The organism is Candidatus Palauibacter scopulicola, from assembly GCF_947581915.1.
GTDB classification, from domain to species: Bacteria; Gemmatimonadota; Gemmatimonadetes; order Palauibacterales; family Palauibacteraceae; genus Palauibacter; species Palauibacter scopulicola.
In genome coordinates, this window is the sequence record NZ_CANPWG010000010.1 from 102071 (window position 1) to 117387 (window position 15317).

The 15317-nt window shown below is 70.1% G+C and carries 18 protein-coding genes; 11 read left to right on the forward strand and 7 right to left on the reverse strand.

All coding sequences use genetic code 11. The annotated features are described in order from the left end of the window. Window positions 1-87 precede the first annotated feature (87 nt). Complete coding sequence (locus tag RN743_RS02220) at window positions 88-1335, forward strand: serine hydrolase domain-containing protein (RefSeq protein ID WP_310775807.1); 1248 nt, start codon at window positions 88-90, stop codon at window positions 1333-1335. 13 nt (window positions 1336-1348) lie between these two features. Here RN743_RS02220 and RN743_RS02225 read toward each other — a convergent pair whose 3' ends face one another. From RN743_RS02225 to RN743_RS02255, 7 genes are all read right to left on the reverse strand, one after another. Beyond that, window positions 1349-2725 carry a DUF3526 domain-containing protein gene (locus tag RN743_RS02225; protein WP_310775809.1) on the reverse strand — a complete coding sequence of 459 codons (1377 nt, stop codon included), beginning with the start codon at window positions 2723-2725 and terminating at the stop codon, window positions 1349-1351. Next, window positions 2722-4170: a DUF3526 domain-containing protein gene (locus tag RN743_RS02230; RefSeq protein ID WP_310775811.1), complete on the reverse strand. Its 1449-nt coding sequence runs from the start codon at window positions 4168-4170 to the stop codon at window positions 2722-2724. Before RN743_RS02230 ends, RN743_RS02225 begins: the two co-directional genes overlap by 4 nt. Before the next feature lie 2 nt (window positions 4171-4172). Next, on the reverse strand, window positions 4173-5603 hold the full coding sequence (locus RN743_RS02235) for a DUF3526 domain-containing protein (protein WP_310775813.1): 1431 nt from the start codon (window positions 5601-5603) through the stop codon (window positions 4173-4175). A 1-nt stretch (window position 5604) separates the two neighbouring features. Then, a complete protein-coding gene (locus RN743_RS02240; protein WP_310775815.1) occupies window positions 5605-7029 on the reverse strand; it encodes an ABC transporter permease subunit in 1425 nt (474 codons plus the stop codon). Between the two features lie 10 nt (window positions 7030-7039). After that, complete coding sequence (locus RN743_RS02245) at window positions 7040-7780, reverse strand: ABC transporter ATP-binding protein (protein ID WP_310775817.1); 741 nt, start codon at window positions 7778-7780, stop codon at window positions 7040-7042. Between the two features lie 101 nt (window positions 7781-7881). Further along, window positions 7882-8205, reverse strand: coding sequence for a hypothetical protein (locus RN743_RS02250; RefSeq protein WP_310775819.1), 324 nt, complete (start codon window positions 8203-8205; stop codon window positions 7882-7884). Window positions 8206-8319: 114 nt separating this feature from the next. Further along, on the reverse strand, window positions 8320-8787 hold the full coding sequence (locus RN743_RS02255) for a nucleoside deaminase (RefSeq protein WP_310775821.1): 468 nt from the start codon (window positions 8785-8787) through the stop codon (window positions 8320-8322). 154 nt (window positions 8788-8941) lie between these two features. Between RN743_RS02255 and RN743_RS02260 the strand changes: the two genes are divergently transcribed. The 10 genes from RN743_RS02260 to RN743_RS02305 form a co-directional block, all read left to right on the forward strand. After that, window positions 8942-9871 carry an EamA family transporter gene (locus RN743_RS02260; protein WP_310775823.1) on the forward strand — a complete coding sequence of 310 codons (930 nt, stop codon included), beginning with the start codon at window positions 8942-8944 and terminating at the stop codon, window positions 9869-9871. 69 nt (window positions 9872-9940) lie between these two features. Continuing rightward, the gene (locus tag RN743_RS02265; RefSeq protein ID WP_310775825.1) at window positions 9941-10567 is read left to right on the forward strand and encodes a nucleotidyltransferase family protein; all 627 of its coding nucleotides are present in this window, start codon (window positions 9941-9943) and stop codon (window positions 10565-10567) included. Next, a complete protein-coding gene (locus RN743_RS02270; protein ID WP_310775827.1) occupies window positions 10564-11604 on the forward strand; it encodes an XdhC family protein in 1041 nt (346 codons plus the stop codon). Before RN743_RS02265 ends, RN743_RS02270 begins: the two co-directional genes overlap by 4 nt. Window positions 11605-11606: 2 nt before the next feature. Next, window positions 11607-11816, forward strand: a complete 210-nt coding sequence (locus RN743_RS02275; protein ID WP_310775829.1) for a hypothetical protein — start codon at window positions 11607-11609, stop codon at window positions 11814-11816. Window positions 11817-11902: 86 nt separating this feature from the next. After that, window positions 11903-12181: a type II toxin-antitoxin system RelE/ParE family toxin gene (locus RN743_RS02280; protein WP_310775831.1), complete on the forward strand. Its 279-nt coding sequence runs from the start codon at window positions 11903-11905 to the stop codon at window positions 12179-12181. A 14-nt stretch (window positions 12182-12195) separates the two neighbouring features. Next, complete coding sequence (locus RN743_RS02285) at window positions 12196-12492, forward strand: HigA family addiction module antitoxin (RefSeq protein ID WP_310775833.1); 297 nt, start codon at window positions 12196-12198, stop codon at window positions 12490-12492. A gap of 4 nt (window positions 12493-12496) precedes the next feature. Then, on the forward strand, window positions 12497-12964 hold the full coding sequence (locus RN743_RS02290) for an SRPBCC family protein (protein ID WP_310775835.1): 468 nt from the start codon (window positions 12497-12499) through the stop codon (window positions 12962-12964). Further along, window positions 12961-13899 carry a xanthine dehydrogenase family protein subunit M gene (locus RN743_RS02295; RefSeq protein WP_310775837.1) on the forward strand — a complete coding sequence of 313 codons (939 nt, stop codon included), beginning with the start codon at window positions 12961-12963 and terminating at the stop codon, window positions 13897-13899. Before RN743_RS02290 ends, RN743_RS02295 begins: the two co-directional genes overlap by 4 nt. A gap of 4 nt (window positions 13900-13903) precedes the next feature. Continuing rightward, window positions 13904-14422 carry a 2Fe-2S iron-sulfur cluster-binding protein gene (locus tag RN743_RS02300; RefSeq protein WP_310775839.1) on the forward strand — a complete coding sequence of 173 codons (519 nt, stop codon included), beginning with the start codon at window positions 13904-13906 and terminating at the stop codon, window positions 14420-14422. Next, window positions 14422-15317 (forward strand): molybdopterin cofactor-binding domain-containing protein (locus tag RN743_RS02305; RefSeq protein WP_310775841.1); only part of this gene is annotated, 896 nt, incomplete at its 3' end. The genes RN743_RS02300 and RN743_RS02305, both read left to right, overlap by 1 nt.

Sequence of the window (15317 nt, forward strand, 5' to 3'; positions counted from 1 at the left end):
TTCGCCTCGTTCTCCCAGTGGATTTTCGCTGGGGGCGGTCGGCCCGTAGAGTGGTCGGACGGTACGTCGGCACGGGAGGTCCTTTCCATGATGAACGCTGCCCCACGCTTTGATCCACCCCTCGCCGTCCTGGGGAGTTGCCTCGTTCTGGCCTGCGGCACTGCGCCGGATTCGGCTGCCGATCCGGCGGCCGGGTCTCAGCTTTCTCTGGCTCCGGAAGCGACCGCGGCGCTCGTCGAGGCGTTTCAGGCGGAACTCGACGCGGCGTGGGCGCAGGCCCAGGAGACGGACGAGAACTTCCCGGGCGCGACGGCAGCCTTCATCCTCCCGGATGGGCGCGTGTTCGGCTTCGCGACCGGCCTGTCGGACGTCGATGACGAGATCCCGATGACGCCGGACATGCGCATGGGCTCCGGCAGCATCGGGAAGACCTACGTCGCGGCGGTCGCCCTGCAGCTGGCCATGAACGGAGAGCTGGATCTCGACGCGCCGGTCGCGACCTGGCTCGGCGACGAGGAGTGGTTCTCCCGCGTCCCCAATCACGCGGACCTCACGATGCGCAACCTCCTGAACCACACGGCCGGCATGATCCAGCCGTACTTCGAGGATCCCGATTTCGCCGTGCGGCTGGGCGAGGTGTTCCGCGACCCCGACGCCTACATGACCCCGGAGGAGTTCATCGCCGAGACGGTGCTGGACGCCGAGCCGCTCTTCCCCGCCGGCGGGGGCTACCACTACAGCGACGTGCACTACACGCTGGCGGGCCTCGCCGTCGAGGCGGCGACGGGCCGCGCCTACTACGACCTCCTCGATGAGTTCTTCCTCGACCCGCTTGGCCTCGATCTCACGCTTGCGGCCGACCGGCGCGACCTGCCCGGACTCGCGCAGGGCTATGCGCACGCGAGCTCACGGCTCTACGGCACGCCGCTCGAGGTGGTGGTGGACGGCCGGTTCATCCTCCATCCGCTGCAGGAGTGGACGGGGGGCGGTCTCGTGAACAACCCGCAGGCGATGGTGCGCTGGGCGAAGCTCCTGTACGAGGGCGAGGCGATCTCGGGGGACGACCTTCCGCAGTTGCTCGAAGTCGGGTTCCCGGCCGACAGCACCAGGCCGCACCTGGGGTACGGGCTCGCGGTATCCGTCGCCGAGAGCGAGCACGGGCTGACGTACGGCCACGGGGGCTTCTGGCCCGGCTACAACTCGCTCCTCGCGTACTACCCGGGCCACGGCGTGGCGGTCTCGATCCAGGTCAACTCCGACGAATCGCGGATGCGCGACCACATGCCGGAGCTGGCCGGCGTCGTGCTGCAAGCGCTGGCGGCTGCCGGGGGCTGACGGCCGCCGCGGGTCAGTCGGCGCGCGGACCGGAGAGCCGCGCTCCCGCGGCGAGGACGAGGATCGAGGCCAGGACCAGGGCGGCCGCCGCCGGGACGCCGGCCCGCGTCGCGCTTTCCTCTATTTCGGCCGGCTCGAAGACGGGCACCCCGTCCCAGTTCACCGCGTCGATCGGCGTGGCGGCGAAGAAGTGCGGGTAGAAGTAGGTCTTCAACCGCTCGTGGTGTCGGCGGACGGCGTCCTGGTACGCGAGTTGCGCGGACAGATCGGAGGCCGCGAGGCGGTCGAGGGCGAGCTGGGCCGCGAGCGGCGGCACGAGCGTGGACCAGCGCCGCGCCCACCGTTCCCGTTCCCGCAGCACGTCGCGGTAGGCGCCCGACGCCTCGCGCGCGGCCCGGTCGCCCCGGTGGTTCATGGCGTAGTACCAGCCCCAAGTGAAGACGTCCTCCGGGACCGTCCGGTCGCTCCACTCCGGGTAGTCCTCGAAGAAGCCCTGCATCGTCTCGTCCTTGGTCATGTCCCAGGCCTCGTGATATCCCTGGCGCTGGCGCACGGTGAGTTCCAGCGCCTCCGGGACGGGATGGAGGATCGCGTTCGCGAGGCTGAGCGCGGCGGGCGCCAGGAGGGTGAGCGCGACCCACGTCCCGACCAGGATCATGGCGTTGGCGGTGGAGGACCGGCGCCCGGACGCGACGCCGAGGCAGAGCGCGAACCAGAAGGCGGTGTGCAGCGCGATGAGGGCGACCGCCCAACCGGCCCGGGCGTCGAGGCGGACACCCGCCAGCGCCGCCGCGAGCGCAACCGGCACCGCCACCACGGCGGCGACGAGAAAGGCGCGCGAGCCGAGCTTGAGTGCGAGCAGCCGCCGCGGCCGGGTGAAGAGGCGGACGAGGTTCCAGGTACCCCCCTCCCGCTCGCTGGAGACGAGGTCGTAGGTGAGGGCGATGATGAAGAGGGGAAGGAGCGCGATGAGCAGGAAGGCGAGGTCGAGGTCGCCCGCCGCGGCGAGGCGCGGGTTCACCGTCTCGTGTTCGTAGAGTTGCCCCTCGAGCGCCAGGAGCCGGATTCGCAGGCTGGCCGTCTCGACCTCCGTCCGGCCCCGGGCGAGCCCCGCGAGAGGCAGGGACGGCTGCGGGGCCGGGAAGGCCAGGTAGTAGAGCACCTCCCCCGCTTCCGTCGCGGGAGGGTAGGTGGAGAGGAGGTAGGCCAGCTGGTCGCGGTAGGCGGTCTCCGCGGCGACCGCGGAGGATGCCGCCGCTTCGACGTTGCGGCCGCCGCGCCACGCCGCGTAGACCCCGATCGCCAGGAGCAGGACGACGGCGACGGCGACGCCGGTGGAGCGCGTCAGCCGGAGGATGTCCAGTCGGAGCAGCCGGAGCCGCGCCCTCACGAGGTGGCCCGCTCCACCCCGACGCGCGCCAGCCGCGCCCGTGCCAGGCCGAGGCCCAGGAGCGGAAGGAGGAGCCACAGGCCTAGCGCGGCCAGAGAGCGCGCGCGACCGGCGAGCGCCCCTCCGAGCGGGGGCGGCCGCGTCCCGAAGGTCGGGAATTCCGCCCAATGCTCGCGCGGCAGGCGCTGGGCGCGGTCGTTCTCGTAGTGGATCTCGCTGATGTGGAGATCGTTGAGGCGCTGTATGAGGTCATACCGGTGAGCTTCCGCCTGCGCCCGGAAGGCCTCCACCGCCTCGGACGCGGTCCCGGATATCGCCATGGAGAGGTCCCGCGCCGCGAGATAGGGGGAGAGCAACCCCGCCCACGACAGGACGCGGTCCTGACGGCGCTGGCCTTCGACGAGGTCCCGCTGCTGCTCCTCGTGGATCCGACTCGTGACGGCCTCCCCTTCGCGGCTCACCACGCCGCCCCAGTTCACGGGAAGTTCCTCGACCGACGCCACCTCGTAGCGGGCCAGGTACTCGTCCCGCAGCGCGCGGAAGAAGGGATCGTCGGGATTGTGGCTGTCGCCCACCTCGTTCAACGCGCGTTCCACCTGGGCGGTGAACTCGGCGCGGGAGGGCAGCGGATGCAGCGCCCCGGCGACGGAGGCCCCGAGGCGCGGCACGGCGACGCAGAGGACGACCCATACCGCGATCAACTGCGCGAGGGCGCTCCGCGAGGAGGCCCGGAAGGAGGACGCGAGGACGGTGACCAGGACCCATCCCCCGAGATAGGCGGCGTAGATGCCCGCCAATCCGGCCATGCGCCCGGCGGAGACAGGGCCCACCGCCCCGGACCCGGCGATGACCAGAGTGGCGACACCGATGGGAAGGGCCGCGAGGGCCGCCACTGCCCCCGTGCCCAGCACCTTGCCCGCGAGGATCTGGGCGGGCGTCGCCCCCTGGGCGAGGAGGAGCCGAAGCGTGCCCCGCTCTCGCTCCGCGCTCACGGAGGCGAAGCCCGCGACGACGACGAACAGCGGCAGGAGGAGAGCCAGAACGCTCGCCGGCGTGAGGCGGCCAAAGCGCAGCATCCCGGTCGCGTGACGAGCATCACCGAAGTTGGCCGTGTTCTGCCGGTGACCCTCCAGAAAGAGCGAGGTCCCCGCCCAGGCGCCGACCCCCGGGTCGAAGAAGGCGAGCGGCGCCTCCTCCCGAAAGACGAGAAACCCGTAGTGGATGACCCGGTGCGGGTGACGGTCCGGCTGCTCCAGCCACTGGGTCTCGACCATCGCCTGGTAGCGGGCGCGCTGTTCCGCCTCGCTCGCGGCGTGATGCCGGGCGCCGAGGACCGCGACCACGCCGAGGGCGATGACAAGCCCCAGCAGGAAGACCACGTACCGATCCTCGCGGACTGCCCCCACCTGCCGGCGGGCGATGAGCAGCGCGTTGCGGAGACCCATGCCTAGTCCGCACCTCGGACGCGGCCGAGTCCGACTCCCGCGCCCGCACCTACCAGGATGAGGAGCGTGCCCAGAACGCCGAGGGGAACGGCGGCGCGGCGCGTGACCTCGCCGGACGCCTCCTCGTCGAGACGGAACTGCGGTGCGCGGGCAAACGCGCCGGCATCCATCTGCTCGCCGGCGACAATCGCGGGCACGAAGAAGTCCCGCCATCGTTCGGCGAAGGCGCGGACCTGCGACTGAAAGCCGGCGAACCGCGCGTCGCCCGTCCCCGCCGCGTCGAGGAGCACCTCCTGGGCCATGAGCGCCGGCGAAAAGAAACGGTACCGGCGCACGAGGGCGATCTGCTCCGCGCGGCTCGCATCGTGTTCCGCCGTTACCTCCTCCAGGCGGCGGTTGACGGCGTCGGTGGCGGCCCACGCCAGCGCCCCCAGGCCGGGCTCGTCGGCCACCACGCCCTCGGCCATCTCGGGATGGTCCTCCAGGTACCGGGCGAGGAGTTCGCTGCGGCGGTTCACGGCATCGTTCGACGCCTCGCGCTGAGCCGTGATCATCTGCACGCGCGAAGGTAACGGGTGCAGGAGTCCGGCCGCGATGTTGATCCCGGCCGGGAGCACGACGACCAGCACCAGCCACACGCCCACCAGCACCGTGGCGTTCCACGCGGAGGATCGCCGCAGGCTGTTCACCCACGCCGCGAGTACGAACCAGAAGAGCGCATAGGCGACGACCGCGGCGCACCAGAGGAGGATCCGGCCGGGAGCGCCGAAGCCCCCCGTCACGAGTAGCCCGACCAGCGAGACCGCCAGCACCATGCCCACCGCCAGGAGGGCGCGGAAGGCGAGCTTCGCCGCCACGACACCCCGCGCCGACACTGGCTGCGAAAGGGTCAGAGCCAGCGTCCCCTGCTCGCGCTCCTCCGAGAGGACGTTGAAGCTCAGAGCCAGCACCAGCAGCGGCAGCAGGTAGATGACCACGAAGGCCAGGTCGAAGCGCCCGACCATCAGGTTGAGGGGACTCTCGACCTCGCCGTTCTGCTGGAACGACGACTCGTTCGTGTAGATGTTGACGTCGTAGTAGTACGGCAGCAGGTCGCTCTGTCCGACCGTGAGCGCCGTCAGGGGGCCCGGCGTCAGGACCGCCGTCTGGCGGCCCCGCCCGCCGCCCATCACGTTCGGGAGCCGCGGGTCCGAGAAGCGCGAAGCGGGTTCCGCACCGGCCTCGATGTCGGCCAGTTCCTGCGCGATGGCTTGCGTGCGCTCGACGTTGCCGGCCTGGGCGGCCTCCACGGTGCGCTCCTGAAAGCGCGTCCAGACCACGCCGTTGGCCAGCGCGTAGACGAGCAGGAGCGCGAAGAGTCCGAGCGCGATGCGGAGCGGCCGGTCCGCCATGAGCAGACGCCACTCGTTTCGGAGTACGGTGCGCGCGGTCATCCTACGCCACCTCCGCGCGCCGTACGCGCGCCGCGGCGATCAGGATCGTCCCCACGAGCCAGCCCCCCAGAACGATGAGGGACAGGATCCGGTTGCCGAGCACCCAGGCCAGGGTCGGGGCGTCGTACCGCAGCGGCGGCGTGGACTCCCAGAGTTCGGCGCCGGCCTGGTAGGAGAAATCGCCGGAGAGGGAGTTCTCCGTGAGGTCGCCGTTCATGCTCCGCATCAGGTCCCTGCGGTACGTCTCCGCGGCGGTCGCGAAGTGCCGGTGCTGCTCGACATCGGTTCCGGCCAGTCCCATGGAGAGCGCGCGCACCGCGAGCAGCGGCGCCCCCACCGCGACCATCTCGTGGACGGCCCCCTGGCGTTCGAACGTGTCCCAGAGCGCGCCGTAGTTGCGGTCGAAGATCCGGTTGCCGAACTCCTCGCTCGCCTGGAGCAGCACGCCCGACTGGTTGATCGGCAGGTCTTCTACCCGCTCGACTGCGTACTCCGCCAGCAGGCTCTCGGTCAGCGCTTCGTTGTCCGGGCGAGGGATGTCCTCCGTGCCGGTGGCCATCTCCCGTTCCACCGTCTGAGCGAACTCGAGGGCGGAAGGCGTGGGGTGCATCCACTTCGACAGGTCCACCGCCACCCGCGGCGCCACGAGCCCGTTCACCACCCACACGCCAAGCAGGATCACGAGCGCGGTGCGCGTCGAGCGGGCCCAGGCGGAGACGGCCAGCGAGAGCGCGAGGAAGGCCGCGAAGTAGCCGAGGTAGACGACGGAAAGGACCGCGGCCCGGGCCACGGGGGATGCCGCCGGACCGGGGCTCCCGACGACGAGGGCCGCCGCTCCCACCGCCGCCGCCGGCACGAGCAGCAGCGCCAGCGCACCGGCGATGCCGATTGCCTTGCCGAGCGCCAGATCGCGCCGCCCGACCCCGGTCGCGAGCAGTTGGCGAAGCGTGCCCCGTTCCCGCTCGCCGGCGAGCGCGCCGAAGGTGAGCAGGATGATCAGCAGGGGCACGAGGTGCTGCAGCACCTGCGCCGCCGTGAGAGCCCCGACGCGCTGGGCCGACGTCGCGTCCTGCGCGGGGCGCAGCAGGAAATCGTTCTGCCGGTGCGCCTCGAGCCACACCGATGTCCCGGTGTAGGGGTCTACGCCCTCGTCCACGAAGGATAGGGCGAGGCGTGGCTTGAACGCATAGATGCCGTAGTGGGCCGCAGAATGGGGGTTCTTCTCGCCCTGCGACTCCCAGTGGTCGCGGGCCGTCGCCTGCGCGGCCGCGTGCTCCCGCTGCGCCCCCCGCGCCTGGACCCACCCGTGGCCCAGGGAGACGAGCAGCAGTGCTCCCACCAGGATGGAGCACCAGCGGAAACGGCCGTCCCGAAGTACGTCTGTGAATTCCTTGCGGATGATGTGTCGGATGCTGTGCCCGGCCATCTGACGCCTCCTAATCGTGCATGTGTTCCAGGTAGATGCGCTCGAGATCCGCGTGGCCGATCTCGTCCGTGCTCATCTCCGTGACGAGGCTTCCGTAGCGCATGATGCCCACGCGCGTCCCCGTCTCCTTGGCGCGAAACAGATCGTGGGTCGCCATGAGGACCCCGACGCCGCCGTGCCTGAGCCGCTCGATCAGCGCCGAGAACTCGTTGGAGGCCTTGGGATCCAGACCGGACGTCGGCTCATCGAGCAGGAGGGCGTCGGCTTCCTTGGCCATCGCGATCGCGATGCCGACCTTCTGCCGCATGCCCTTGGAGTACTCGGACACGCGGCGGTCGACCGCGTCGCGCTCCAGCCCGGCTTCGACGAGGATGTCCGCGAGGCGTTCCCGCCCCAGCGACCCCTTCCCGCCCAGGGCGGCGAAGTACTCGAGGTTCTCCAGCCCGCTGAGGTTGCGGTACAGCATCACCTGTTCCGGGATGTAGGCGAGCCGGTGCTTCGTCTCCCGGTCGTGGGTGGACACGTCCATCCCGGACACGAGGGCCTGACCCCCGGACGGCGGCACGAAACCGAGGAAGAGGTTGATCGTCGTGGTCTTCCCCGCCCCGTTCGGGCCGAGGAGGCAGTAGACCTCTCCCGGCTCGATGGCCAGGTCGAGGGAATCGAGGGCCTGCGTGGGGCCATAGCGCTTGCTGAGCCCGCGGGCCTCGAGAAGGGGCGGTTGTCCCGCTCCCGATTCGGCGGTCTGCATTGGATCTCCATCTCTCGCGTTGGCCGCGCCGGTCACCGGCGCGGTCGACAAGTCTCCTGCCGGTCTCCGGACCGGCAGTGCGGCTTCGCTACAGACTTTCGCTACAGAGAGATGGGAAGCGGAGGAGCCCGGCTACGGTGAGGGGAGAGATGGGCGGCCCGGACATTCAGCTGGCACCCGCGAAGGGTGGGACCCTGCACGAGACCGAGCTCGCCAGTGCTCGGCGTCGCCGTGGAGGGCACCGGCCCCATGTTGTGCGGCAGTTCGCAGATCAGACACGCCGCCGGGGCATGGTCCCCTTCGTCGTCCTCGTGCGTATGCGAACCTTCCGCGAGGCCGACGACAACGAGCGAAAGGGCCACCAGGGCTCCGGCCAGCAGGCGCATCGGGCGCCTGAATCGTCCGGCGTCGACCTGGTTTGCCATGGCTCCCCTTCCATCCCGCGGATCGGCGCGCCGCCCCGCCCGAGAGCGGCCGCGGCGGCGGCACGTTAGAGAACGCACAGTGCCCGGTCAACGTTGAGCCGAATGAGGTTGCAGCTAGTACGGCGTCCGATCCCGCTTGCGGGTCCAGCGCTCGAAGGCGTCCCCCGCCCTGGCCGAGGGCACCCTCACGAGCGAGACGATCCGGCGCTCCTCGGGGGGCAGGGAGAACTCGTCGTAGATGTCTTCGTCGCTGAACCGGATGCGCGCAGCGTCCTCGCGGGTGTTGGCGTAGTAGACGCGGCGGATCCGGCTCCAGTAGATCGCTCCCAGGCACATCGGGCACGGCTCGCAGCTCGCGTAGAGTTCGCAGCCACCGAGATCGAACGTGCCCAGGAGGTCGCAGGCCCTCCGAATCGCCTGGATTTCGGCGTGGGCGGTGGGGTCGTTGTCCAGCGTGACGCGGTTCATCCCCTCCGCCACGATCTCGCCGTCCTTCACCACGACGGCGCCGAACGGACCGCCGCCCGCCTCCACGCTGCGTTCGGACAGGTCGATGGCCCGCCGCATGAACTCGTCACTCATCAGGACGCTCGTTTCGTCAAGGGCATGCGCGCTCGACTCCGGGCGGTCGCCTCACGGCGGTCGACGCCCGAAGCACTCTCCGAATATACTCAGCCGGTCCCGTCCCCGGCTTTCGGCCGGGGCCCCTCGTCCCCCTCCTCCCATGGCCTGCGGATTGACGAACTCGAAGGGCGGCCGGCCCTCCCGGCGCGCGCGCGACCTCACGGTCGACCTAGGCCTCCTGGCGACGGCGATCATCTGGGGGATCAACTTCTCCGTCGTGAAGATCGTCCTGCGCGAACTCGATCCGCTCGCGTTCAACGCGGTGCGCTTCCCATTCGCGGCGCTGGCCGTCCTGTTCCTCCTCCGGGCCACCGGCCGGCCGGTCCTACCGCCGCGGAGCGAGTGGCCGCGGGTTCTGGGACTCGCGGTGGTGGGCCACGTGATCTTCCAGGCCGCCTTCATCTACGGCATCGACCTGACGCTGACCGGGAACGCGGCGCTGCTCCTCTCCACGAGTCCCGTGTGGGTGCTCCTCATCGCGTCCGCGCTCGGGCGGGAACGGTTCAGCCTTGCGATCCTCCTGGGCGTCATCGCGACGCTCGCCGGGATGGCGATCCTCATCACCGGCGGCACGCAGGAAGTCGGAGGCGCCGGTCTCGGCGATCTGCTCGTCCTCGGGGCCGCGCTCTCCTGGGCATCCTTCACCGTGTTCGGACGGCGCATCACGAAGCGGCGCGGGGCGCTGGAGGTGACGGGGTGGACGCTCTGGGCCGCCCTTCCCGTCATCGTCGGCATGGGAATCCCGGACCTCATGCGCGTCGACTGGAGTTCGATTCCGCCGGGGATCTGGTTCGCGTCGGCCTACACGGGCGTGTTCGGGATCGCCATCGCCTACCTGCTCTGGTCGCGCGGCATGAAGACGATCGGACAGAGCCGGACGGCGGTGTACCAGAACCTCGTCCCGGTGATCGCGCTCGCGACGGCGTGGATGTGGCTGGGAGAGACGCCCACGCCGCAGCAACTGGCGGGCGCCGCCGTCATTCTGTCGGGCGTCGCCGTGGCGCGCGGTCTCGCCGGACGCCGGCGACGTCGCGCGCCATGAGCCGGGCCTGCGTCTGCCGCGTAGCGCCGGTCTCGCGACGGTATCCGGCGGCGGCCTACCTTGGACCCCATGTCCGACGAGCGCAGCGTAGCGGGGATCGTGTTGGCTGCCGGGTCTTCGACCCGCATGGGGCGCAACAAGCTCCTGCTGGACGTCGGCGGCGAGACCCTCGTGCGGCGGACCGTTCGCCTCGCGGGTGAGGCCGGCCTCGACCCCGTCATCCTCGTCACGGGACGCTTCCGCGAAGAAGTCGAACGGGAGGTCGAGGACCTCGCCTGCGCACCGGTGTTCAACCCCGACCACGAGACGGGCATCCAGACCTCCGTGGCGTGCGGGGTCGCCGCGGTGCCGGCGTCCCGCGGGGCCGCCGTCGTGATGCTCCCCGACATGCCCTTCGTGACCGTGCGCATGGTGCGTACGCTGGTGGAACGGCACGCGGAGACCGATGCGCCGCTCGTCGTGTCGCGCTACGGCGAGGTGAACGCGCCGCCGATCCTGTACGGCCGTGGCCTGTTCGGCGAGATCTCCCGGATGCGGGCGGGGTGCGGGCGGGAAGTCGTTCGACGGCACCACGACCGGGCGTCTCTGGTGGATTGGCCGGCTGACCGGCTGAGAGACCTCGACCGGCCGGACGAATACGAGTCCGTGCGGCGGGAACTCGCGGGGGCCGGCTCCCGCTCCGGGGACGTGCCGTGAATCGCAGCCTGCTCGATCTCGCCGCGCGGCTGACTTCCGAACGCCAGCCCTACGCGCTCGCCACGGTCGTGCGGAGCGAGCGCCCCACGAGCGGCAAGCCAGGCAACATGGCGCTGATCTCCGCGGACGGCGTCATGCACGGCTGGATCGGCGGCAGTTGCACCCGTTCGGAGGTGGTGCGCCACGCGCTGGAGACCCTGGATCAGGGGGAGCCCAGGCTCCTCGCCTTCGGGTCGAGTCCCGGACGCCCCGACGATCTCGTCCCCGTGCCCATGTCCTGCAGCAGCGGAGGGAAGGTGGAAGTGCACGTGAACCCGGTTCTTCCGGCTCCCGTCCTGGTCGTGGCGGGCCGTTCGCCCGTCGCCCTCGCGCTGGTGCGCCTCGGCGGCGCGATGGGATACACGACCGTGGCCGAGGCTTCCGAAGAGGCTTCCGAGGATGAGGCAGTGGCGGCAGCGGCCGACGAGGTCGTGGAGGACCTGGCGGAGACGGCGGCGCGCTACGCGGAACGGCCCCGCGGCTGGAGGCTGTACGGGGTCGTCGCCACCATGGGACAGCGAGATGAGCGCTCGCTCGCGGAGTTGGCGGCCGCCGCCCCGGACTACCTTGGCGTCATCGCCTCCCCCACCCGGATGGAGGAAGTGCGCCGCGTCCTGGCCGCGCACGGACTCCACGCCGACGCGATCGCCCGCGTGCGGGGCCCCGCCGGCCTCGATATCGGCGCCGAGAGCCCGGAGGAGATCGCCGTCAGCATCCTCGCCGAAGTCGTCCAGCTCGAGGCACAACGGACAGGGGCGGAGGCGGTCGAGCCCAGCGACGCGGTCGGCTCCGGCGACGTCGCCGCGGAGGAAGCGGCGACCGGAGAGGGACCCGAGGACCAGGCGACCGATCCCGTGTGCGGCATGACCGTCCCGGTGGCGGGTTCTCCGTCCTCGGTGTTCGAGGGGGAACCCGTCTACTTCTGCTGCGAGGGGTGCCGCACCCGATTCGACGCCTCGCCGGAGGCGTATCTCCAGAAAGAAGCGACGAGGGGGTGATATTGAAGACCCTGCTGAAGGTCGCCGCACACGTCGCGGTAGTCGCATTGCTTTACCTGATGTTCTCGTTCTCGTTGTTCCTCGGACTGCAGGTCAGCCCGACCCTGGGGAACATCGGCATGGTCGTATCGATCGGCGCCGTCATCGCCTACGTCGTTCTGGTTCGCCGCAGACGCTCCTTGCGGATGACCATGGAGGAAGAAGGCTCATGAGAATCGAGGGCTCTGCGACCTCATGAGGCCCGACATCCGGCGCACCCGCAGATTGATTCGTGTACCGCCATGCGGTACAATGCTGCATGACTCGGAGCTTCCGCCATCGCGGGCTCAAGCGGTTCTACGAGCGTGGCGATCCGAGCCGCGTGGGGGCCGACCTGGCGGATCGGGTTGCGGTCGCCCTGGCGGACCTCGATGTAGCCCGTAAGCCCTCGGATCTCGACTTGCCCGGCTATCGACTCCATCCGCTGAAAGGGGATCTGGAGGGGTTCTGGAGCATCTCGATTTCCCGCAACTGGCGAATCATCTTTCGCTTCGACGATGGCGATGCCAGTCACGTCGACCTGGCCGACTACCACTGACGGAGGCAGTGAACATGGCGATGAAGGATCCCCCGCACCCCGGTCGCAGCATCCGGGAGAACTGCCTGGACCCACTCGGCCTGAACGTCACCGAAGCGGCCCGGGTGCTCGGGGTCGCCCGCCACACGCTTTCTCGCGTCCTGAACGGGCACGCGGCGATTTCTCCGGAGATGGCCATCCGGCTGGAGAAGGCGGGCTGGTCCAATGCCGAGTTCTGGCTGCGGCGGCAGAGCAGCTACGACCTCGTGCAGGCGCGCAAGGGCGAAGACCGGATCCACGTCGAGCGGTATCAACCTCAGCCAACGGCGTAAGGCCATGAAGATCGAGGAAGGGTTCACGATCGACGCGCCCGCCGCCGATGTGTGGGCGATCCTCTCCGACCCTCGGCAGCTCTCGGAACTCCTGCCCGGGGCGGAAATCACGGAGCGGATCGACGACACGACGTGGGAGGGCGCCATGACCGTCAAGGTGGGCCCCCTCGTGGCGGCCTATACCGGGACCGTATCCTTCGAGTTGAACGAAGAGGATCGGTCCGCGGTGGTCCGCGCCCTGGGCCAGGGCAAGGCCGGCATGGGCACCGCCGAGATGACGATGAACAGCCGGGTGGCGGCGCTTCCCGATGGCGGGTCCGAGGTGACGATGGACTCGGACGTCACCGTCACGGGGATCCTCGCGCAACTCGGCCGCGGCATGACGCAGGTCGTGTCCAGACGAATGTTGCAGGAGTTCGTCAAGCGACTGACGAGCGCCCTTGAGAACGAGGCGAAGGAGGCAGAGGCATGATCCCCGCGCAGTTCGAATACCACGCGCCGGCCGAAGTGGAGGACGCGGTCGACCTCCTCGTCGAACTCGACGACGCGAAGGTGATGTCGGGTGGCCAGAGCCTGCTCCCGATGATGAAGCTTCGGCTCGCCTCCCCCGCGCACATCATCGACCTCAGGCACATTCCCGGGCTCGACACGATCGAGGAACGGGACGGCTTCCTCCGCATCGGCGCGCTCGTGACCGAGACCCAGCTCGAGGAGTCCGCCGCGGTGGCCGAGCGCTATCCGATCCTGCTCGACACCGCCCGCGTGATCGCGGACCCCCTCGTGCGCAACCGCGCCACGGTGTGCGGCAACATCGCCCACGGCGACCCCGCGAACGACCACCCGGCCACGATGCTCGCCCTGCGCGCCCGGGTCGTCGCCACCGGGCCCGGTGGCGAGCGCACCATCGACGTCGACGACTTCTTCCACGGCCTCTTCATGACGGCGCTCGGGGAGGAAGAGATCCTCACGGAGATCCAGGTCCCGGTCCCGCCCGCCGGCAGCGGCGGCGCCTACGTCAAGCTGGAGCGCAAGGTGGGCGACTACGCCGTGGCCGGCGTGGCCGTGCAGCTCACGCTGGACGGCGAGGGCAAGGTGACGCAGGCCGGCGTCGGGCTCACGAACCTCGGCTTCGCGCCGATCCGGGCGACCGCCGCCGAAGAGACGCTCCTGGGCGCGGACTTCGTACCGGCGGGCGGGCTGCGGGGCGCCATCGAGAGGGTCCGCGACGCGATCACGAAGGCGCCCGGCACGGACGAGGTCATCGCCGCCGCCGCCCAGGCCGCCGCCGACATGACCGAACCGGTGGAAGACCGGCGCGGCTCCGTCGAATACAAGAGGAACATGGCCCGCGTGCTCACCGCGAGGGCCATCCGCCAGGCGCTCGCGCGCGCCGGAGCCGGAGGGTAGAGCGATGGAGACATTCCCGGTCCGCGTCACCGTGAACGGCGAGGCGCACGAGGCGGAGGTCGAGCCGCGCATGCTCCTCGTCCACCTGATCCGCGACGAGTTGCGGCTCACCGGCACCCACATCGGCTGCGACACGACCCACTGCGGCGCCTGCACCGTGCTGCTCGACGGCAAGCCGACCAAGTCGTGCACCGTCCTCGCCGTACAGGCGGACGGTACCGAGATCGGGACCGTCGAAGGACTCGCCGGCGCCGACGGCATGCACGCGCTGCAGGAGGGCTTCTGGGAGAAGCACGGCCTCCAGTGCGGCTTCTGCACCCCCGGCATGCTGATGACCGGCGCGGCCCTCCTCGAGGCGAACCCGAACCCGAGCGAAGCCGAGATCCGCGAGGCGATCTCCGGCAATCTCTGCCGCTGCACCGGCTACGTGAACATCGTGAAGGCGGTGCAGTACGCCGCCGAGAAGATGGGCGCCGCCGCCGCCGAAACCGCGAACGCCGCGACCGACGGGGAGGACAGCTGATGGCACCGAAGACTTCCGCCGACATCTGCGGCATGGGGCACTCCATGAAGCGCAAGGAGGACCCGCGCTTCCTGCAGGGCAAAGGCAACTACATCGACGACATCGTCCTCCCCGACATGCTGTGGCTCGACATCGTCCGCAGCCCGATCGCCTACGGGAAGATCAAGAGCATCGACTCGAGCAAGGCGCTGGAAGTCCCCGGCGTCCTCGCCGTCCTCACCGGCAAGGACTTGGAGGCGTACAACCTGCACTGGATGCCGACGCTGATGTCGGACACCCAGATGGTGCTCCCCACCGACACCGTCATGTACCAGGCGCAGGAGGTCGCGGCCGTCATCGCGACCTCGCGCTACGCGGCAGCCGACGGCGTGGCCGCGGTCGAGGTCGACTACGAGCCCATGAAGCCCGTCATCGACCCCTTCAAGGCGCTCGACGAAGACGCGCCCGTTCTCCGCACCGACAAGGAGGGCCAGACCGACAACCGCATCTGGCACTGGGAGGCGGGCGACAAGGAGGCGACCGACAAGGTGTTCGAGGAGGCGGACGTCGTCGTGCGCGAGAGCATGCACGTGCCGCGCATCCACGTCGCCTCGATCGAGACCTGCGGCTGCGTGGCCGACTTCAACCCCGTCGAGGGACATCTCACCGTCTACATGACGACGCAGGCCCCGCACGCGATCCGCACCGTGCTCGCGCTCGTGGCGGGACACGTCGGGCTTTCCGAGGAGAAAATCCGTGTGGTGTCGCCCGACATCGGGGGCGGCTTCGGCGGCAAGGTGCCGGTCTATCCCGGCTACGTGGTCGCGATCGCGGCCTCCGTCGTGCTCGGCAAGCCGGTCAAGTGGATCGAGGACCGGATGGAGAACCTCCAGGCCGACTCCTTCGCGCGCGACTA

What these genes read in the sequence shown, in the direction of transcription:
- RN743_RS02220 (WP_310775807.1), top strand. Translation starts at nt 88, where the DNA reads ATGATGAACGCTGCCCCACGCTTTGATCCACCCCTCGCCGTCCTGGGG.
- RN743_RS02245 (WP_310775817.1), bottom strand. Translation starts at nt 7,780, where the DNA reads ATGCAGACCGCCGAATCGGGAGCGGGACAACCGCCCCTTCTCGAGGCC.
- RN743_RS02280 (WP_310775831.1), top strand. Translation starts at nt 11,903, where the DNA reads ATGACTCGGAGCTTCCGCCATCGCGGGCTCAAGCGGTTCTACGAGCGT.
- RN743_RS02285 (WP_310775833.1), top strand. Translation starts at nt 12,196, where the DNA reads ATGGCGATGAAGGATCCCCCGCACCCCGGTCGCAGCATCCGGGAGAAC.
- RN743_RS02250 (WP_310775819.1), bottom strand. Translation starts at nt 8,205, where the DNA reads ATGGCAAACCAGGTCGACGCCGGACGATTCAGGCGCCCGATGCGCCTG.
- RN743_RS02300 (WP_310775839.1), top strand. Translation starts at nt 13,904, where the DNA reads ATGGAGACATTCCCGGTCCGCGTCACCGTGAACGGCGAGGCGCACGAG.
- RN743_RS02235 (WP_310775813.1), bottom strand. Translation starts at nt 5,603, where the DNA reads ATGACCGCGCGCACCGTACTCCGAAACGAGTGGCGTCTGCTCATGGCG.
- RN743_RS02240 (WP_310775815.1), bottom strand. Translation starts at nt 7,029, where the DNA reads ATGGCCGGGCACAGCATCCGACACATCATCCGCAAGGAATTCACAGAC.
- RN743_RS02295 (WP_310775837.1), top strand. Translation starts at nt 12,961, where the DNA reads ATGATCCCCGCGCAGTTCGAATACCACGCGCCGGCCGAAGTGGAGGAC.
- RN743_RS02230 (WP_310775811.1), bottom strand. Translation starts at nt 4,170, where the DNA reads ATGGGTCTCCGCAACGCGCTGCTCATCGCCCGCCGGCAGGTGGGGGCA.
- RN743_RS02290 (WP_310775835.1), top strand. Translation starts at nt 12,497, where the DNA reads ATGAAGATCGAGGAAGGGTTCACGATCGACGCGCCCGCCGCCGATGTG.
- RN743_RS02255 (WP_310775821.1), bottom strand. Translation starts at nt 8,787, where the DNA reads ATGAGTGACGAGTTCATGCGGCGGGCCATCGACCTGTCCGAACGCAGC.
- RN743_RS02265 (WP_310775825.1), top strand. Translation starts at nt 9,941, where the DNA reads ATGTCCGACGAGCGCAGCGTAGCGGGGATCGTGTTGGCTGCCGGGTCT.